The 15,456-nt window shown below is 71.1% G+C and carries 11 protein-coding genes and 2 pseudogenes; 3 read left to right on the top strand and 10 right to left on the bottom strand.

Annotation, left to right across the window (positions count from 1 at the left end; translation table 11 throughout):
- Positions 1–14: 14 nt before the first annotated feature.
- Positions 15–206 (bottom strand): 50S ribosomal protein L28, encoded by a 192-nt coding sequence (rpmB, locus tag MTP03_RS15275; protein WP_248488979.1) that lies wholly within the window; start codon positions 204–206, stop codon positions 15–17.
- Positions 207–376: 170 nt separating this feature from the next.
- On the opposite strand from rpmB, the gene MTP03_RS15270 reads away from it, so the two are divergent.
- The 3 genes and pseudogenes from MTP03_RS15270 to MTP03_RS23865 all read left to right on the top strand — a co-directional run bounded on the left by MTP03_RS15270 (position 377) and on the right by MTP03_RS23865 (position 4,399).
- Positions 377–1,180, top strand: coding sequence for a DAK2 domain-containing protein (locus tag MTP03_RS15270; RefSeq protein WP_248488978.1), 804 nt, complete (start codon positions 377–379; stop codon positions 1,178–1,180).
- Positions 1,181–1,237: 57 nt separating this feature from the next.
- Positions 1,238–2,041: a hypothetical protein gene (locus MTP03_RS15265; RefSeq protein WP_248488977.1), complete on the top strand. Its 804-nt coding sequence runs from the start codon at positions 1,238–1,240 to the stop codon at positions 2,039–2,041.
- Positions 2,042–2,097: 56 nt separating this feature from the next.
- Positions 2,098–4,399, top strand: a pseudogene (locus MTP03_RS23865) (ATP-dependent DNA helicase RecG).
- Positions 4,400–4,409: 10 nt separating this feature from the next.
- Here MTP03_RS23865 and MTP03_RS15250 read toward each other — a convergent pair.
- The 9 genes and pseudogenes from MTP03_RS15250 to MTP03_RS15210 form a co-directional block, all read right to left on the bottom strand.
- Positions 4,410–5,033 carry a TetR/AcrR family transcriptional regulator gene (locus MTP03_RS15250; protein ID WP_248488976.1) on the bottom strand — a complete coding sequence of 208 codons (624 nt, stop codon included), beginning with the start codon at positions 5,031–5,033 and terminating at the stop codon, positions 4,410–4,412.
- A gap of 11 nt (positions 5,034–5,044) precedes the next feature.
- Positions 5,045–5,829, bottom strand: a pseudogene (locus MTP03_RS15245) (enoyl-CoA hydratase family protein).
- Positions 5,830–5,837: 8 nt separating this feature from the next.
- On the bottom strand, positions 5,838–6,995 hold the full coding sequence (locus MTP03_RS15240; protein WP_248492225.1) for an acyl-CoA dehydrogenase family protein: 1,158 nt from the start codon (positions 6,993–6,995) through the stop codon (positions 5,838–5,840).
- Positions 6,996–7,015: 20 nt separating this feature from the next.
- Entirely contained in the window at positions 7,016–8,971 is a 1,956-nt protein-coding gene (locus tag MTP03_RS15235; protein ID WP_248488975.1) for a biotin carboxylase N-terminal domain-containing protein, read from the bottom strand.
- A gap of 7 nt (positions 8,972–8,978) precedes the next feature.
- Complete coding sequence (locus MTP03_RS15230) at positions 8,979–10,568, bottom strand: acyl-CoA carboxylase subunit beta (RefSeq protein ID WP_248488974.1); 1,590 nt, start codon at positions 10,566–10,568, stop codon at positions 8,979–8,981.
- Positions 10,569–10,585: 17 nt separating this feature from the next.
- Positions 10,586–11,758 carry an acyl-CoA dehydrogenase family protein gene (locus tag MTP03_RS15225; protein WP_248488973.1) on the bottom strand — a complete coding sequence of 391 codons (1,173 nt, stop codon included), beginning with the start codon at positions 11,756–11,758 and terminating at the stop codon, positions 10,586–10,588.
- On the bottom strand, positions 11,755–13,497 hold the full coding sequence (locus MTP03_RS15220; RefSeq protein ID WP_248488972.1) for an acyclic terpene utilization AtuA family protein: 1,743 nt from the start codon (positions 13,495–13,497) through the stop codon (positions 11,755–11,757). The genes MTP03_RS15225 and MTP03_RS15220 overlap by 4 nt, the downstream gene beginning before the upstream one ends.
- Positions 13,494–14,276, bottom strand: a complete 783-nt coding sequence (locus MTP03_RS15215) for a TIGR03084 family metal-binding protein (protein WP_248488971.1) — start codon at positions 14,274–14,276, stop codon at positions 13,494–13,496. Before MTP03_RS15215 ends, MTP03_RS15220 begins: the two co-directional genes overlap by 4 nt.
- Before the next feature lie 95 nt (positions 14,277–14,371).
- Positions 14,372–15,097: a hypothetical protein gene (locus tag MTP03_RS15210; RefSeq protein ID WP_248488970.1), complete on the bottom strand. Its 726-nt coding sequence runs from the start codon at positions 15,095–15,097 to the stop codon at positions 14,372–14,374.
- Between the last annotated feature and the right edge of the window lie 359 nt (positions 15,098–15,456).

The following is a 15,456-nucleotide window of genomic DNA, read 5'->3' as shown; positions in this document are numbered from 1 at the left end:
AGCGTTCTCGCGAACTAGCCGCGAACGACCTTGCCAGCCTTGATGCACGAGGTGCACACGTTCAGGCGCCGGGTCTGGCCGGGCGCGATCTGGGCGCGCACGGTCTGGATGTTCGGGTTCCACCGGCGGTTGGTACGCCGATGCGAGTGCGAGACCGACTTACCGAAGCCGGGGCCCTTGTCGCAGACGTCGCAGACGGCAGCCATAGTCGTGTACTCCTCGTATCGTTGAAAACTGTGTTTCGCCCCGCCGGTGCGGACATGTCGATCACACGCCCGGACGCGAGGCAACCCTGCAAGCATAGCGGAGCGCAGGGTATCGACCAAACCGCGCCGGGCGCCGGTCCCCGTCGGACGTGCCCACTAGGCTGGCGGGCGTGACGGGACCGAATCCGGAGGACGGCCGTGTGGTGGTGGCCTGGCTCCGCCGTGCCGTGCTCGGGCTCGAACGCGCCGTCGACGAGATCAACGCCCTCAACGTGTTCCCGGTCGCCGACGCCGACACAGGCACGAACATGCTGGTCACACTGCGCGCGGCCGCACGCGCCGCGGAAGAGGCGGACCGTCGGGAAGGGCCGCACGCGGTGGCCCGCGCGACGGTGGCGGGTGCCGTCGCCGGTGCCCGCGGCAACTCCGGCGTGATCGTCTCCCAGATCATGCGCGGCGTCGCGGCGCAGCTGGGGGAGGACGCGGACCTCACCGCGGCGGGCCTGGCGGAGGGCCTGCGGTCGGCCACCGAGCTGGTGACCGCGGCCGTCGCCGCGCCCGTCGAGGGCACCATCCTCTCCGTCCTGCGCGGCGCGTCCGACGGTGCCGGCGCGGCCCTCGCCGCCGGGGGCGACCTCGGCGCGTGCGCGCGGCGCCGCGGACACGGCCTTCGACGCGTTGTTGCGCACCCGGGAGCAGTTGTCGGTCAACGCCGACGCCGGCGTGGTCGACGCCGGGGGCCGCGGCCTGCTCGTGCTGCTCGACGCGCTCGTCGAGGTCACCGCGGGCGCGGCGGCCGAGCGCCCGCGCTTCACCCGGCAGAGCGCCCCGCACGTGCACGTGCACGTCGCGCCCGACGGCACCGTCGGGCATGCGCACGGCCACGAGGATCCGCCCCGCGGCCCGCACGCCGACTACGAGGTGATGTATCTGCTGCCCGACGCCACGGAGGCTGCGGCCACCCGGCTGCGTGACGAGTTGCAGACCTTCGGCGACTCGGTGGTCGTCGTGGCGGCCGCGGACCCGGACCCGTGGCCACCTGGTCGGTGCACACCCACACGACGGAGCCGGGCCGCGCCATCCAGGCCGGCCTCGCGCACGGGAAGCTGCGGAGCATCGCCGTCAACGTGTTGCAGGAGACCGGCCACACCGAGACGCCGCTGCAGGCACTGCTGGACGCGCCCCGCGCGATCGTCGCGCTCGTCTCGGGCGACGGTGCCGCCGACCTGTTCGCCGAGGCGGGCGCCGAGGTCATCCGGTGCGACGCGGGGATGACCCACGCGGAGCTGCTGGCGGCGCTGCACCGGTTCGAGGGCCGCGAGGTGCTGCTGATGCCGAACGGTGCGCTGCCCACCCCCGAGCTGCTGGCGGTCGCCGCACGCTCGCGCGAATCGGGGGTGCTGGTGACGCTGCTGCCCACGTCGTCGATGGTGCAGGCGATCGCGGCGCTCGCCGTCCACGAGCCGAACGGTCACGCCGCCGACGACACCTACTCGATGGCGGAGGCCGCGGCCGGCGCGCGGTGCGGCTCCGTCGTGGCCGTCACCGAGGACGCACTCACGATCCTCGGCCCGTGCGGCCCCGGGGACTACCTCGGCATGGTCGGCGGCGAGGTGGTGGTGCTCGAGGAGGATCAGTACTCGGCGGGCGAGGCCCTGGCCGAGCTCCTGCTGGCCACCGGCGGCGACATGGTGACGGTGCTCCTGGGCGACGCGGGCGACGGCGACTTCCCCGACCGGGTGAGCGCCGCCCTGCGCCCGGACCGACCAGAGGTCGAGGTGATCGGCTACCGGGGCGGACAGACCGCGAGCGTGATGGAGATCGGCGTCGAATGAGCGCTGCGCGGGACCTCGCACTGCACACCCCGCTGGCGGAGGCGATCCACCCGGAGATGGCGGATCTCGCGGCCGCCGAGCTCGGGCTGGTCACTGTGGGGGACCTGCTGCGGCATTTCCCCTTCCGGTACGAGGGCGGGGCGGTCGAGGACGACGGTACGCGCCGCTCCGAGCCCCGCATCGGCGACGAAGTGGTGGTGATCGGCACCGTCACGGCGATCACGCCGCCGCGTGCGCACCACCGCGGCAAGAAGATGTGGAAGGCGCAGGTGGTCAACAAGGTCCGCGCCTACGAGGTGACGTTCTTCAACTACCTCCCCAAGCCGATCCAGCCGGATCGTCAGCTGCTGCTGATCGGCAAGCTCGGCGAGTTCAACGGGAAGCTGCAGCTGACCCACCCCGACTGGATCCTCCTCCCGGACAGGACGATCACGTCCGCGCAGGCGCTGGCGGAGAGCGAGTCCGGCACCACCAAGGCAGGGTCGAAGCGGCTCAAACACGCCGACCTGAGCCTGCTCATGCAGCCCACCGTGCCGATCTACCACGGCACCAAGAACCTTCCCACCTGGCTGATCCTCTCGCTGGTGGACAGCGTCCTGGGGCGGCTCGCGCCGGTGCCCGAATCGCTGCCGCCCGCGTTCCTCGCGCTGCACGGGCTCATGAGCCTCGACGACGCGGTGCGCGCCGCGCACAAGCCCGACGGCAGGGCTCAGGTCGAGCAGGCCAAGCGGCGGCTCGCGTTCGACGAGGCCGTCGCCATCGAGACGGCGCTCGCGCGCCGGGCGCACGACGTCGGCACCGTCGGTGCGCCGCCGCTGCACGCCCCCGACGGTCCGCTGCAGGCCGGCCTGCGCGAGCGGCTCCCGTTCGCGCTCACCACGGGCCAGGAGGACGTGCTGGCCGAGATCCTCGGCGACATGGCCCGCGATCACCCCATGACGCGGCTGCTGCAGGGCGAGGTCGGCTCCGGCAAGACACTGGTGGCGCTCCTGGCGATGCTCGCCGCCGTGGATGCCGGCTACCAGGCCGTGTTGCTGGCGCCCACGGAAGTGCTTGCGACGCAGCACCTCCTGTCGATCACGAAGATGCTGGGCGATCTCGCCGAGGCGGGTCAGTTGGGCGCCGCGGACGCGGCGACGACGGTGACCCTGCTGACGGGTTCGATGACCGTCAAGCAGCGACGGGCAGCGCTCCTGCGCATCGTGACCGGCGAGGCCGGGATCGTGATCGGCACGCACGCGCTGCTCGAGGACACCGTGGAGTTCTTCCGCCTCGGGCTGGTGGTGGTCGACGAGCAGCACCGGTTCGGCGTCGAGCAGCGCGACCGGCTGCGGCGCAAGGGTGCCGGAGAGGGTAGTCGGGAAGAGTCGATGCCGCACCTGCTGGTGATGACGGCGACGCCGATCCCGCGCACGGTCGCGCTCGCGCAGTTCGGCGACATGGCGACGTCGGTGCTGCGGGAGCTGCCGCGCGGCCGTCAGCCGATCCAGACGTCCGTCGTGCCGGTCGAGAAGCCCGGCTGGCTGGACCGCGCGTGGGCGCGCGTCGACGAGGAGGTGCGCTCCGGCCGGCAGGTGTACGTGGTGTGCGCCCGCATCGGTGACGACGCCACGGGGGAGCAGGCCAAGGCCTCGTTCACGGACGAGGACTACGACTTCGACAAGGTCGCCGCGCCCGGCGGCGACGGCGGAAGGGCCGCCGGGAGTGCCTCGGGGCGTGGTGAACCCGAGCCCGACGAGGAGAAGAAGCCGCAGTCGGTGTCCGCGATCGAGATGTACGACGAGCTGGCGGCGGGTCCGCTGGGAGCACCGGATCGCGCTGCTGCACGGGCGGCTTCCCGCCGAGGAGAAGTCGGAGATCATGGCGGCGTTCGCCGCCGGCGAGATCGACATCCTGGTGGCCACCACCGTGATCGAGGTCGGCGTCGACGTCGCGAATGCGACCACGATGGTGGTCCGCGACGCCGACCGGTTCGGCATCAGTCAGCTGCATCAGCTCCGCGGCCGCGTCGGCCGCGGCGGGCTACCGGGGCTGTGTCTGCTGATCACCGCGAGTGGGTCGGAGCGGACCCTGGGGCGGCTGCACGCGGTCGCGGACACCGTGGACGGGTTCGCCCTCGCCCAGCTGGATCTCGAGTACCGGGGCTTCGGCGACATCCTGGGCGTCGACCAGTCCGGCCTCGCGCGGCGGCTGAGCTTCCTGGACCTCGCGCAGGACGGTGACGTGCTCGCCGCAGCCCGCGATCTCGCGTACGAGATCGTCGGTGAGGACCCGGAACTGGTGGATCATCCCGCTCTGCGTGCGATGAACGAGGTCATCCTCGGCGGGGACCGGGGCGACTACCTCGACAAGGCGTAGCCGAGCGGTATCAGCGCGAGGCGCGGTCGGCGGCCAGGGCGGCGAGCTGGCCACCCCAGAAGTTCACCACCTGCTCACGCCGGGCGGAGTCGTCGGACAGCAGGTCGGCCAGGCCCAGGCCACGTGCCAGGTCGAGCGTGGCCTGCACGGCCTGCCGTGCCTCGGCATCGTCCTTGTCGAACCCGAGGATCCCCATCGAGAGGCCGAAGACCTCGCGCGAGAACTTGTTCTCGAACGGGAGAACGCGCGAACGGAGATCGTCGTCGCTGGCCGCAGCGGTCCACACGTGGAGCGCCGCCTTGAACAGTTCGTCGGTGTAGTACTCGACGATCAGCCGGGCGACCGCGTAGGGCCGGTCGGGACCCTCGGGCACTGCGGCGCCGGCGAGCCGGGCCTGCGCGATCCGCTGCTCGCCCATGTACTCCAGCGCCGCGGTGATCAGATCCTCGCGGGTGGGGAAGTGGTGCTGCGCGGCGCCGCGCGACACCCCGGCCTGACGCGCGACGCTGCCCACGGTGGTCGCGCCCCAGCCGCGGACGGCCAGGGACGCGATGGTGGTCTCCAACAGTCGCTGCCGGGTCTCCCGGCTGCGGGACTGCTGGGGCGCACGGATGGGCGGGCGGAGGGGACTCATCGGAGCGAATCCTAACCGGCCGAGACCGGTTCGGCCCAGCTCGGCGCGCGCTTCTGCAGGAACGCGGTGATCCCCTCGACGGACTCCGCGGAGCCGAACAGGCGCGCCGACTGTTCGGCCAGCGCCTCGGCGCGCTCGTCGAACGACGCGAGCACGTCGTGCCACAGGATCTGCTTCGTCTCCCGCAGGCCCTGCGGGCTGCACAGCTGCAGCTCGGCGAGCTGCTCCGTCACCGCGGCCGCCGGATCCTCGACCGCCGCGGTGATCAGCCCGTAGCCGGCGGCGGCGGCACCGTCGAACTTGCGGCCCGTGAGCAGCAATGTGGAGGCGACCCGCGACGGCAAGTGCGGCAGCAGGACCAGCGAGACCATCGCCGGTGCGACGCCGATCCGCGTCTCCGTGACCGCGAACGACGCCCCGGGGCCCGCGAAGACGAAGTCGCACGAGCCGATCAGGCCGAAGCCGCCGGCCCGGACGTGCCCGTCGACCCGGGCGATCACCGGCTTGGGGCACTCGATGATCCCGCGCATCGCGCCGATCATCGCCAGGGTGCGGGACTTCGGGTCGCTCCTGCCCCATTAGCGGCCGCTTCCTTGAGATCGGCGCCCGCGCAGAACGTCGTCCCGGTGTGGGTGAGCACCACGGCGCGCGCGGCGTCGTCGGCGGCCGCCCGCTCGAGGCCGGCGGCGAGATCGGTGAGCAACCGCTGCGAGATCGCGTTCCGGTTGTGCGGGCTGTCGATCGTGAGATACGCGGCACCGCCGCGGGTCTCGTACCTGACCAGGGGTTCGGTCATGCGGACTCCTAATAGCTCTTGGGCAGGCCGAGGCTGTGCTCGGAGATGAAGTTGAGCACCATCTCGCGGCTGACCGGCGCGATGCGGAACAGGCGCGACGCGACCAGCATCTGTGCCAGGCCGTACTCAGTGGTCAGGCCGTTGCCGCCGAGCGAATGGATCGCGCGGTCCACGGCCTTGGCGCCGGCCTCGCCGCCTGCGAACTTCGCCATGTTCGCGGCTTCGGCCGCGGCGAACTCCTGGCCGGCGTCGTACAGCGTGGCGGCCTTCTGCAGCATCAGCTTCGCCAGTTCGGTCTCCACTTTGAGCTCGGCGAGCGGGTGGGCGATGGCCTGGTGGGCGCCGATCGGGACCTTGAAGACGGTGCGCTCCTTGGCGTACGCCACCGCGCGGTCGATCGCGTAGCGGGCCGAGCCCACGGAACCCGCTGCGGCCATGATGCGCTCGGGGTTGAGGCCGGCGAAGAGCTGCGCGATGGCCGCGTCGGGCTCGCCGACGAGCGCCTCGGCGGGCAGCCGGACGTCGTCGAAGAAGAGCGTCCACTGCGACTCCGGCAGTCCCACCTCCATCGGGATCTTCGTCTTCTGCAGGCCCGGCGAATCGGTGGGCATGAGGAACAGCGCGGGGCGCAGCTTTCCCGTCTTGGCGTCCTCGGTGCGGGACACCACCAGGATCACGTCGGCCAGCTCGATGCCGGAGATGAACGTCTTCTGGCCGGAGAGGATCCAGTCCGCGCCGTCGCGCCGGGCGGTGGTGGTGATCCGGTGGCTGTTGGAGCCTGCGTCGGGCTCGGTGATCGCGAACGCGGCGATGGTCTGGCCCGAGGCGATCCCCGGCAGCCACCGCTGCTTCTGCTCCTCCGTGCCGAACTTCGAGATGATCGTGCCGTTGATGGCGGGAGAGACCACCAGCATGAGCAGTGAGGAGCCGACCGCGGCGAGCTCCTCGCCGACGATGCCCAGTTCGTACATGCCGGCTCCGCCGCCGCCGTACTCCTCGGCGATGTTGACGCCGATGAGGCCGAGATCACCCGCGGCCTTCCACAGCTCGGTCGGGCCCTCGCCCGCCGCGATCTTCTCGCGCATGTACTCGGGGCCGAACTTGCGGCCCAGTTCCGAGACCGTCTTGCGAAGCGCCTGGCGCTCCTCGGACTCGATGACGTCCATGGAAATGCTCATGTGGGTTCCTACTCCGTATCTTCCAGCACGGCGACGACGGCGCCGGCATCGATGTTCTGGCCCACCTCGACGGCGATGGTGGTGATGACGCCGTCGGCGGGCGCGGAGATGGCGTGCTCCATCTTCATCGCCTCCATCCACAGCACGGGCTGCCCGGCGGTGACGGAATCGCCCTCCTGGGAGCCGATCCGGGTGATCACGCCGGGCATCGGCGCGAGCAGTGAGCCGGCCGCGGCGGCCGCGTCGGCCGACGGGAGGGGGTCGACGAGCGTCAGGGTCGCCGCGCCGCGCGCGGTCTCCACCTCCACGACGGTGCGGTCCCCGGGGTAGGCGGTGACGGCGACGGTGCGCCGGATCCCGTCGCGCTCCACCGCGACGCGCGCGCTCACGCCATCGTCGGTAACGGTTGCGACCTGCCCTCCGTCGGCGCGGAACTCCCGCTCGTCGGCGGTGCGGAACGCCGGCACCAGGGTGCGGGAGCCGAGGTTGCGCCAGCCGGGTGCGACGTGCGGCAGCGGGCTCGCGGCCGCGCCCCGCCGGTCCAGCACGGCGCCGGCCGCCGACGCGGCCTCCGCCAGCTCGGCCTCGTCGAGCAGGGGCGCGGCGAGGCGCTCCAGACGGTCGCCGGTGAGGAAGTCGGTCGCGAAGTCGCCGGCCTTGAAGTCGGCGTCGGCGAGGATCCGCACCAGGAGGTCGCGGTTGGTGGTGATGCCGTGGATGGCCGCTTTGCGCAGCGCGGCCTCCGTGATCGCGAGGGCCTGCGCGCGGGTCGGCGCGAAGCCGATCACCTTGGCGAGCATCGGATCGTAGAAGACCTCGACGACGCTGCCCGCGGGCGCGAGCGCGCTGTCGAGGCGGATGCCCGGGCGGTCGGGTCCCGAGAACTCGGCGATCACGCCCGGCACTTCGAAGCGGTGCACGGTGCCCGCGGCGGGGCGCCAGTCGTTGGCGGGGTCCTCGGCGTAGAGGCGCGCCTCGATGGCCCAGCCGCGCGTGGCGGGCGGCTCGGCGGACGGCAGCGGCAGGCCGGCGGCAACGTCGAACTGCAGGCCGACCAGGTCGAGCCCGGTGGTGGCCTCGGTGACCGGGTGCTCCACCTGGAGCCGGGTGTTGACCTCGAGGAAGAAGAACTCGCCCTCGTCGGTGGCGAGGAACTCGACGGTACCGGCGCCCGTGTAGCCGATGGCCTTGGCGGCGTTGGCCGCCGCCTCGTACAGGGCGGTGCGCATCGCCGGGTGGCGCTCCACGAGGGGCGACGGGGCCTCCTCGAGCACCTTCTGGTGGCGGCGCTGGATCGAGCACTCGCGCTCGCCCACGGCCCAGACGGTGCCGTGCGCATCGGCCATCACCTGGACCTCGATGTGCCGGCCCCGCTCGAGGTAGCGCTCGCAGAACACGGTGCCGTCGCCGAACGCCGACGTCGCCTCGCGCTCGGCCGCTTCGAGGTTCTCCTGCAGCTCGGCGCGGGTGCGGACCACGCGCATGCCGCGGCCGCCGCCGCCGGCGGAGGCCTTGACGAGGACGGGGAAATCGCTGTCGGACACCTGGTCCGGCGTGAGGTTCGTGAGCATCGGGACGCCGGCCTCGGCGAGGCGGGCCTTCGCCGCGACCTTGGAGCCCATCGCGGTGATGGCCTCCGGCGACGGACCGATCCAGACGAGGCCCGCGTCCTGCACCGCGGCGGCGAATTCGGCGTTCTCGGAGAGGAAGCCGTAGCCGGGGTGGATCGCCTGTGCGCCGGTGGCCTGCGCGGCGGCGATGATCCTCTCGCCCTGCAGGTAGGTCTCGGCGGGGGTCTGCCCGGGCAGATGCACGGCCTCGTCGGCCTCGGCGACGTGCGGGGCGTCGGCGTCGGGATCGGAGTACACGGCCACCGCGCGCAGGCCCCGAGCGTGGGCCGCGGCGATGACGCGACGGGCGATCTCGCCGCGGTTCGCCACGAGAACGGAATCGAACGAAGTCATGCTTTCCTCACATCCGGAAGACGCCGAAGGCGTCGGTGCCGTGGACGGGGCCGTTGTGGATGGCGGACAGCGCCATCCCGAGCACCGTGCGGGTGTCGCGGGGGTCGATGATGCCGTCGTCGTAGAGCATCCCGGACATGAAGGCGGGCAACGACTCCTTGTCGATCTGGGTCTCGATGGCGGTGCGCATCCCGTCGACGAACGCGGGATCCATGGCCTGGCCGCGCGAAGCAGCGGACGCCGCGGCCACCTCGGTGACCACATCCGCGAGTTGTTTGGCGCCCATCACCGCGGAACGCGCGCTGGGCCAGGAGAACAGGAACCGCGGGTTGAAGGCGCGGCCCGCCATGCCGTAGTGCCCGGCGCCGTAGGAGGCGCCCGCGATGAGCGACAGGTGCGGCACCTCCGAGTTGGAGACGGCGTTGATCATCATCGAGCCGTGCTTGATCATGCCGCCGCGTTCGTACTCCGCGCCCACCATGTAGCCGGTGGTGTTGTGGATGAACAGCAGCGGCGTGTCGTAGCGGTTCGCCAGCTGGATGAACTGCGTCGCCTTCTGCGCCTCCTCGGAGAACAGAACGCCGCGGGCGTTGGCGAGGATGCCGATGGGGTAGCCGTGCAGGTTCGCCCACCCGGTGGTGAGCGAGCCGCCGTAGAGCGGCTTGAACTCGTCGTAGTCGGAGTCGTCGACGATGTGGGCGATGATCTCGCGCGGGTCGAAGGGGATCTTCAGATCGTCCGGCACGATGTCGAGCAGGCCCTCGGCGCCGTAGCGCGGGGGCTTGACCAGGCTCGACGGTGCCGTGCCCTGCTTGCGCCAGTTGAGGCGCTTGACGATCGACCGGGCGATCCGGGCCGCGTCCAGCTCGTCGTTCGCCATGTAGTCGCCGAGGCCCGAGGTGCGCGAGTGCATCTCGGCGCCGCCGAGCGTCTCGTCGTCGGAGATCTCGCCCGTCGCGGCCTTCACCAGGGGCGGGCCGGCGAGGAAGACTTTGGAGCGCTCCTTGATCATCACCACGTGGTCGCTCATGCCGGGGATGTAGGCGCCGCCCGCGGTGGAGTTGCCGTAGACCACGGAGATCGTGGGGATGCCCGCCTTCGACAGCTGTGTGAGGTTGCGGAACATCGCGCCGCCGGGGACGAACACTTCCTTCTGCGTGGGGAGGTCGGCGCCGCCGGACTCGACCAGCGAGAGCACCGGCAGCCGGTTCTCCCGCGCGATGTCGTTGAGGCGCAGCGACTTGCGCAGCGTCCACGGGTTGGAGGTGCCGCCCTTCACGGTGGGGTCGTTGGCGACCACCATCACCTCGACGCCCTCGACAACGCCGATGCCGCCGACGAGCGAGGCGCCCACCTGGAAGTCGCTGCCCCAGGCGGCGAGCGGCATCAGCTCGAGGAACGGGGAGGCGGGGTCGAGCACGCTGTCGATCCGCTCGCGAGCGGTGAGCTTGCCGCGTTTGCGGTGTCGATCGACGTACTTCTCGCCGCCGCCGGCGAGCGCCTTGTCGAATTCTTCGGTCAGGTCGGCGAGCTTGCCGAGCATGGTCTCGCGGTACTTGCCGGCGTCGGACGCCGGCGTGCTGCGGAGCACCGTCATATCGGAGTCCTTCCGGTCTACTTGTAGCCCAGGCGGTTCGCCGCCAGGGTGGTGAGGATTTGAGTAGTGCCGCCGCCGATGCCGAGGATGCGGACGTCGCGGTAGTGCCGGGACACCTCGTACTCGGACATGTAACCGTGGCCGCCGAACAGTTGCACGGCCTCGTTCGCGACCCACTCGCCGCATTCGACGGCGGTGTTCTTCGCGAAGCACGCCTGGGGCACGAGCTCAGCGGCCGCCGCGGGGCCGCCGGATTCGAGTGCCTCCGCGTACTGGTCGGCGACGTGCCGGCTGTAGACGCGGGCCACCTCGATGCGGCGTCGCATCTCGGTGACGGTGTTCTGCACGGCCTGGCGCTTGATCAGCGGCTGGCCGAAGGTCTCGCGGGTGCGGACCCAGTCGAGCGTGAGGTCGAGGCACCGCTGCGCGTGCGAGTATGCCTGCACCGCGAGAGCGAGCCGTTCGGTGACGAAGGCGGCGCCGATGAGCAGGAAGCCGCTGCCCTCGGGGCCGATGAGGTTCTCGGCGGGGACGCGGACGTCCGTGAAGGACAGCTCGGCGGTGTCCGAGGCGTGCCAGCCCATCTTCTTCAGCGGGGCGCTCACCTCGAAACCGTCCAGGCCCTTGGGGATCACCAGCAGGCTGATCCCGCCGGCACCCTCGCCGCCGGTGCGGACCGCGGTGACCACCCAGTCCGCGCGGATGCCGGAGGTGATGAACGTCTTGGCGCCGTTGACGATGTAGTGGTCGCCGTCCTTGCGGGCGGTGGTCGTGAGGTGTCCCACGTCGGAGCCGCCGCCGGGCTCGGTGATGCCCAGCGAGCTGATCCTGTCGCCGGCGAGGACCGGGGCCACCCACTTCTGCTTCTGTTCGTCGGTGCCGGCGAGGATGATGTGCGGCACCGAGATCCCGCAGGTGAACAGCGACGCGAACAGGCCACCGGAGCCGCCCGCCTCGTGCAGCGCCTCGCACACGATGAGCGCGTCGCGGGGGTCGCCGCCCCCGCCGCCGACGGACTCGGGGAACGAGACGCCGAGCAGGCCGAGGTCGCCGGCCTTCTTGTGCAGCTCGCGGGGGAGCAGTCCACCGGCCTCCCACTCGTCGAGGTGCGGCAGGATCTCGCGTTCGGTGAACGCGGTCACCGTCTTGCGCAGCGCGAGTCGCTCCTCGGACTCCCACAGGCTGGTCATGCGATCTCCTTCGTGCTGTGGCCGGCGGGGAGCAGGCCGGTGGGCAGGTCGACGTAGCGGCCGCGAAGCCACTCGCCGACGCCCTTGGCCTGCGGGTCGAACCGGTAGCCGTGCGCGACGCCCTTGCCGAGCAGGTCCTCGATGACGAAGTTGACGGCCTTGAGGTTCGGCAGTTCGTAGCGGCGGACGGGGAGGTCCGCCGTCTCCGGGAGGAGTTCGCGCAGAGCCTGTTCGGTCAGATTACTGCGGAGCCATTCGTAGCCGGCGTCGGACTCCGCCCAGACGCCGACGTTGGCGCTGCCACCCTTGTCGCCGCTGCGCGCGCCGAAGACGGTGCCGAGGGGGACGCGGACCGTCGGGCCTGCGGGGAGAACGTCGTCGCCGCCGGGCTGGGACGGGTCCGCGGGGAGTTCCTGGACGACCGCCGGCGGGGCGATGTCGACAACGGTGCCGTCGGGGCGGTGCGCGCGGTGCGGGACGTCGCCGTTGGGGACGTACACGGCCTGGTACACCCCGTACGGGCCGCCGCTGGACGGCGGGGCCATGGGCGAGGCGCCGGGGTAGGTGGCGAGTGCGAGTTCCACTGCGGCGGAGCTGAAGGCGCGTCCGACGCGGTTCGGGTCGGCGTCCCACGCCACCGCGGTGAGGGTGGCAGAGGCGGCCGCCTCTGTCGGGGCGTCGGGGTGGTCGGTGCGCGCGAGGCGGAACTGCAGGTCGGCGGGAGCCGGATCGAGCGCGTCGCGCAGCTGTGCCTCGAGCAGCGCGGCCTTGCGCTCGATCTCGATTCCCGTGAGCAGGAAGGCGATCTCGTTGCGGAAACCGCCGAGCGTGGTGGTGGCGACCTTGGTCGTCTCGGGCGGTGCCTCGCCGCGCACGCCGGTGACCGCGACCCGGTCGGGGCCGTCCTGGGTGAGGGTCATCGAGTCGAGAAGCAGGGTCACATCGGGATTCGCGTAGCGCTGGCCGGTGACCTCGTAGAGGAGCTGGGCGGTGACGGTGCCCACCTCCACGACGCCGCCGGTGCCGGGCTGCTTGGTGATGGCGAAGGAACCGTCGGCGGCGATCTCGGCGATGGGGAAGCCGGGGTGCAGCAGCTGCTCGATGGGGTGGCGGTCGAAGAACGCGTAGTTGCCGCCCGTGGCCTGCGTGCCGCACTCGATGATGTGCCCCGCGGCCACCGCGCCGGCGAGCGCGTCGAAGTCGGTGCGCTGCCACCCGAATTCGGCGATCGCGGGGCCGAGGATCACCGAGGCGTCAGTGACCCGGCCGGTGATCACGATGTCGGCGCCCGCCGTGAGCAGGTCGGCGATGCCGAACGCGCCGAGGTAGGCGTTGGCGGTCACCGCGTTCGGCACGCCGAGGTCGGCCGACCGGGCGATCAGGTCGTCACCGTCGACCCAGCCGACCGTGAGATGACGGGCGGACTCGTCTGCGTTCTCGATGGCCTTCTCTACCGCGGCCGCGAGGCCGCCCGGGTTGAGCCCGCCCGCGTTGACGACCACCTTGGTGCCTCGCTCCGCGAGGGTGCCCAGGTGCGGAGTCAGGTGGCGCAGGAAGGTCTTGGCGTAGCCGAGGTCGGGATCCTTGAGCCGGTCGCGGCCGAGAATGAGCATGGTGAGCTCGGCCAGGTAGTCGCCGGTGATGTAGTCGACGCGCGGGCCGGCGAGCATCTCGCCGATCGCGGCCGCGCGGTCGCCGTAGAACCCCGAGACGTTCGCGATGCTGATGGAGCGGGTCATTCGATTCCTCCCTGCGGAGCGCGGCCGGCGCCGGGGGCGCCCGCGAAGCACTGCGCGATGGTGAGCCAGTGGGCGGCGTCGTCGCCGGTGGCCACGAGGTCGGTGTCGGCGACGTTGATGCGCTGGGTCGCCAGGCGGCAGAAGTCCTCGAGCGAGCCGGTGACGCGCTGCGCGGCGTCGCCCGGGCCGAAGGTGAGCTCGGAGCCGTCGGCGGCGACGAGGAAGACGTCGAAGGGCTCCGCGGGCGGGGTCTCGCCGTTGACGGTGTACGCGAAGTCGCGGGTCTTGTAGGCGATCTTGGCTACGTGGGGCAGGGCGACGGGGATGTCCAGCTCGGTCCCGGCGGCGTCCGCGATGTCGAGGCCGTGTGCCCAGGTCTCCATGAGGCGGGCGTTGGCCATGGTGGCGGGCCGCATCGGCGGGCCGAACCAGGGGAGCGGTGTGCCGGGGTCGGCCTCGCGGAGCGCGACGGCGAGGGCCGCGCGGGCGCGGTCCCAGCGGGCGCGCAGATCGGGGTCGGCGGCGAGCTCGGCGGCGCCGGCGTCGACGAACCCCACCGGATCCTGCATCGCCTGCTGCAGGATCGCGGTGAAGCCGTCGGTATCGGTGGCGGCGACCAGCGATACCTCGTCGGTCCAGGCCAGGTGGGCGACCTGGTGGGCGACGGTCCAGCCCTCGGCGGGCGTGGGGAGCGACCAGTCGGTCAGGGAGTCGGCGATCGCGGCGACGGCGGCGGAGGTCGCCTCGAGCGCGTCGAACACGGGGGCTGAAGTGGGCACGCCCACACTCTGTCAGCCCGCGACCAAAAACAAGCAGCAATGCTTGTTTGTACGATCGTGGCTCGACCACTCGGGTGCAGACGCCGCTCAGCCGGTCAGAACGTGAACGTGAGCTCGGATACCTGTCGAGCGGTCTTCCTGGCGGTATCCGATTCCACAGACCGCAGCCAGTGGAGGGTCGAGTCGTGCGGATCGAGTTCGCGATTCGCGGCGCATACCGCATTGCTTCCGACGCGCCCGGGAGAAGTGAGTAGTGCACGAACGAACTCGTTCGCGAATCGTGCCGTGGACCGAATCGACTCGTAACACAGCGTGGCCGGGTCGCACACGACGTGCGACGTCTCGTGGGCCGGCGAGAAGGCGCGGACCACCGATTCCTGCCGTCCGATACTGAAACGCGATGCAAAATCTGCTGGAAACCCATGATCGCTATGTGAGGCGGCCGCCACGGCGAGGCCCCAGGAGGAGCCAGCCCATTCGGGTGCCTTGAACGCGCGATTGGCGGCGACCAGATTCGTGGAATGGATCGGAACGACTTCCGGTACTGCGCCGTGAATTGTGTTTCGCAACTTGGCGATGTATGCGATATCGGCGCGTGCCGCGGTGAGTGCTTTCACCTGGTTTTGGCCGAAGAAGTCGCGGACATTGCGGTTGTACCAGGAGCGGTCATGTGGCTGATTCATTCGGCTGGCGTTCTCGATGTTCGCATGGACATGGAGCGCGGCCAGCGCGTCGAGAGTTCCGGTGAGATTGATCAGGACGTCATCGACCGCGGATTCGGCTCGTGCGGTGTCGCCCCGCCGGTCGAGAATGGCGCCCACGGAGGAGAGCCTGTCGGGGGAGAGGACAGCGCCGCCAACAGTGCATCGAATCCTGCCAACGCCCGCCCGAGTCGGATCTGCAAGGTGGCCGCGAGTCGTACGAGCGTTGGGTCACCGGATGCGGCGGACATCGATTGACAGACTCCGAGAAGTCGAGCCTGTTGGGGCAGGACCACCGGTGCGTAGTACATGGGGTAGAACTGGTGAAGTGGGACGTTCCTATCGGCCCACCCCATGCTCGGAAGACACACGGTGTTCCCACGCATACGACCGTAGTGGGCGAGGATGGGAAGGAACTCGCTCGGGCGGGCGAATGCACAGTACGGATCGAGGTTCGCCGCGCCGTCGTCCCCCGCCGC

Origin of the sequence: Tsukamurella sp. PLM1 (assembly GCF_023168325.1) — a bacterium.
Lineage (GTDB): Bacteria > Actinomycetota > Actinomycetes > Mycobacteriales > Mycobacteriaceae > Tsukamurella.
This window is presented reverse-complemented; position numbering and strand designations above follow the sequence as displayed.

Excerpts from the sequence above, each read along its gene's own strand:
- rpmB (WP_248488979.1), bottom strand. The coding sequence starts at position 206 with ATGGCTGCCGTCTGCGACGTCTGCGACAAGGGCCCCGGCTTCGGTAAG.
- MTP03_RS15250 (WP_248488976.1), bottom strand. The coding sequence starts at position 5,033 with ATGAGTCCCCTCCGCCCGCCCATCCGTGCGCCCCAGCAGTCCCGCAGC.
- MTP03_RS15240 (WP_248492225.1), bottom strand. The coding sequence starts at position 6,995 with ATGGACGTCATCGAGTCCGAGGAGCGCCAGGCGCTTCGCAAGACGGTC.
- MTP03_RS15235 (WP_248488975.1), bottom strand. The coding sequence starts at position 8,971 with ATGACTTCGTTCGATTCCGTTCTCGTGGCGAACCGCGGCGAGATCGCC.
- MTP03_RS15230 (WP_248488974.1), bottom strand. The coding sequence starts at position 10,568 with ATGACGGTGCTCCGCAGCACGCCGGCGTCCGACGCCGGCAAGTACCGC.
- MTP03_RS15225 (WP_248488973.1), bottom strand. The coding sequence starts at position 11,758 with ATGACCAGCCTGTGGGAGTCCGAGGAGCGACTCGCGCTGCGCAAGACG.
- MTP03_RS15220 (WP_248488972.1), bottom strand. The coding sequence starts at position 13,497 with ATGACCCGCTCCATCAGCATCGCGAACGTCTCGGGGTTCTACGGCGAC.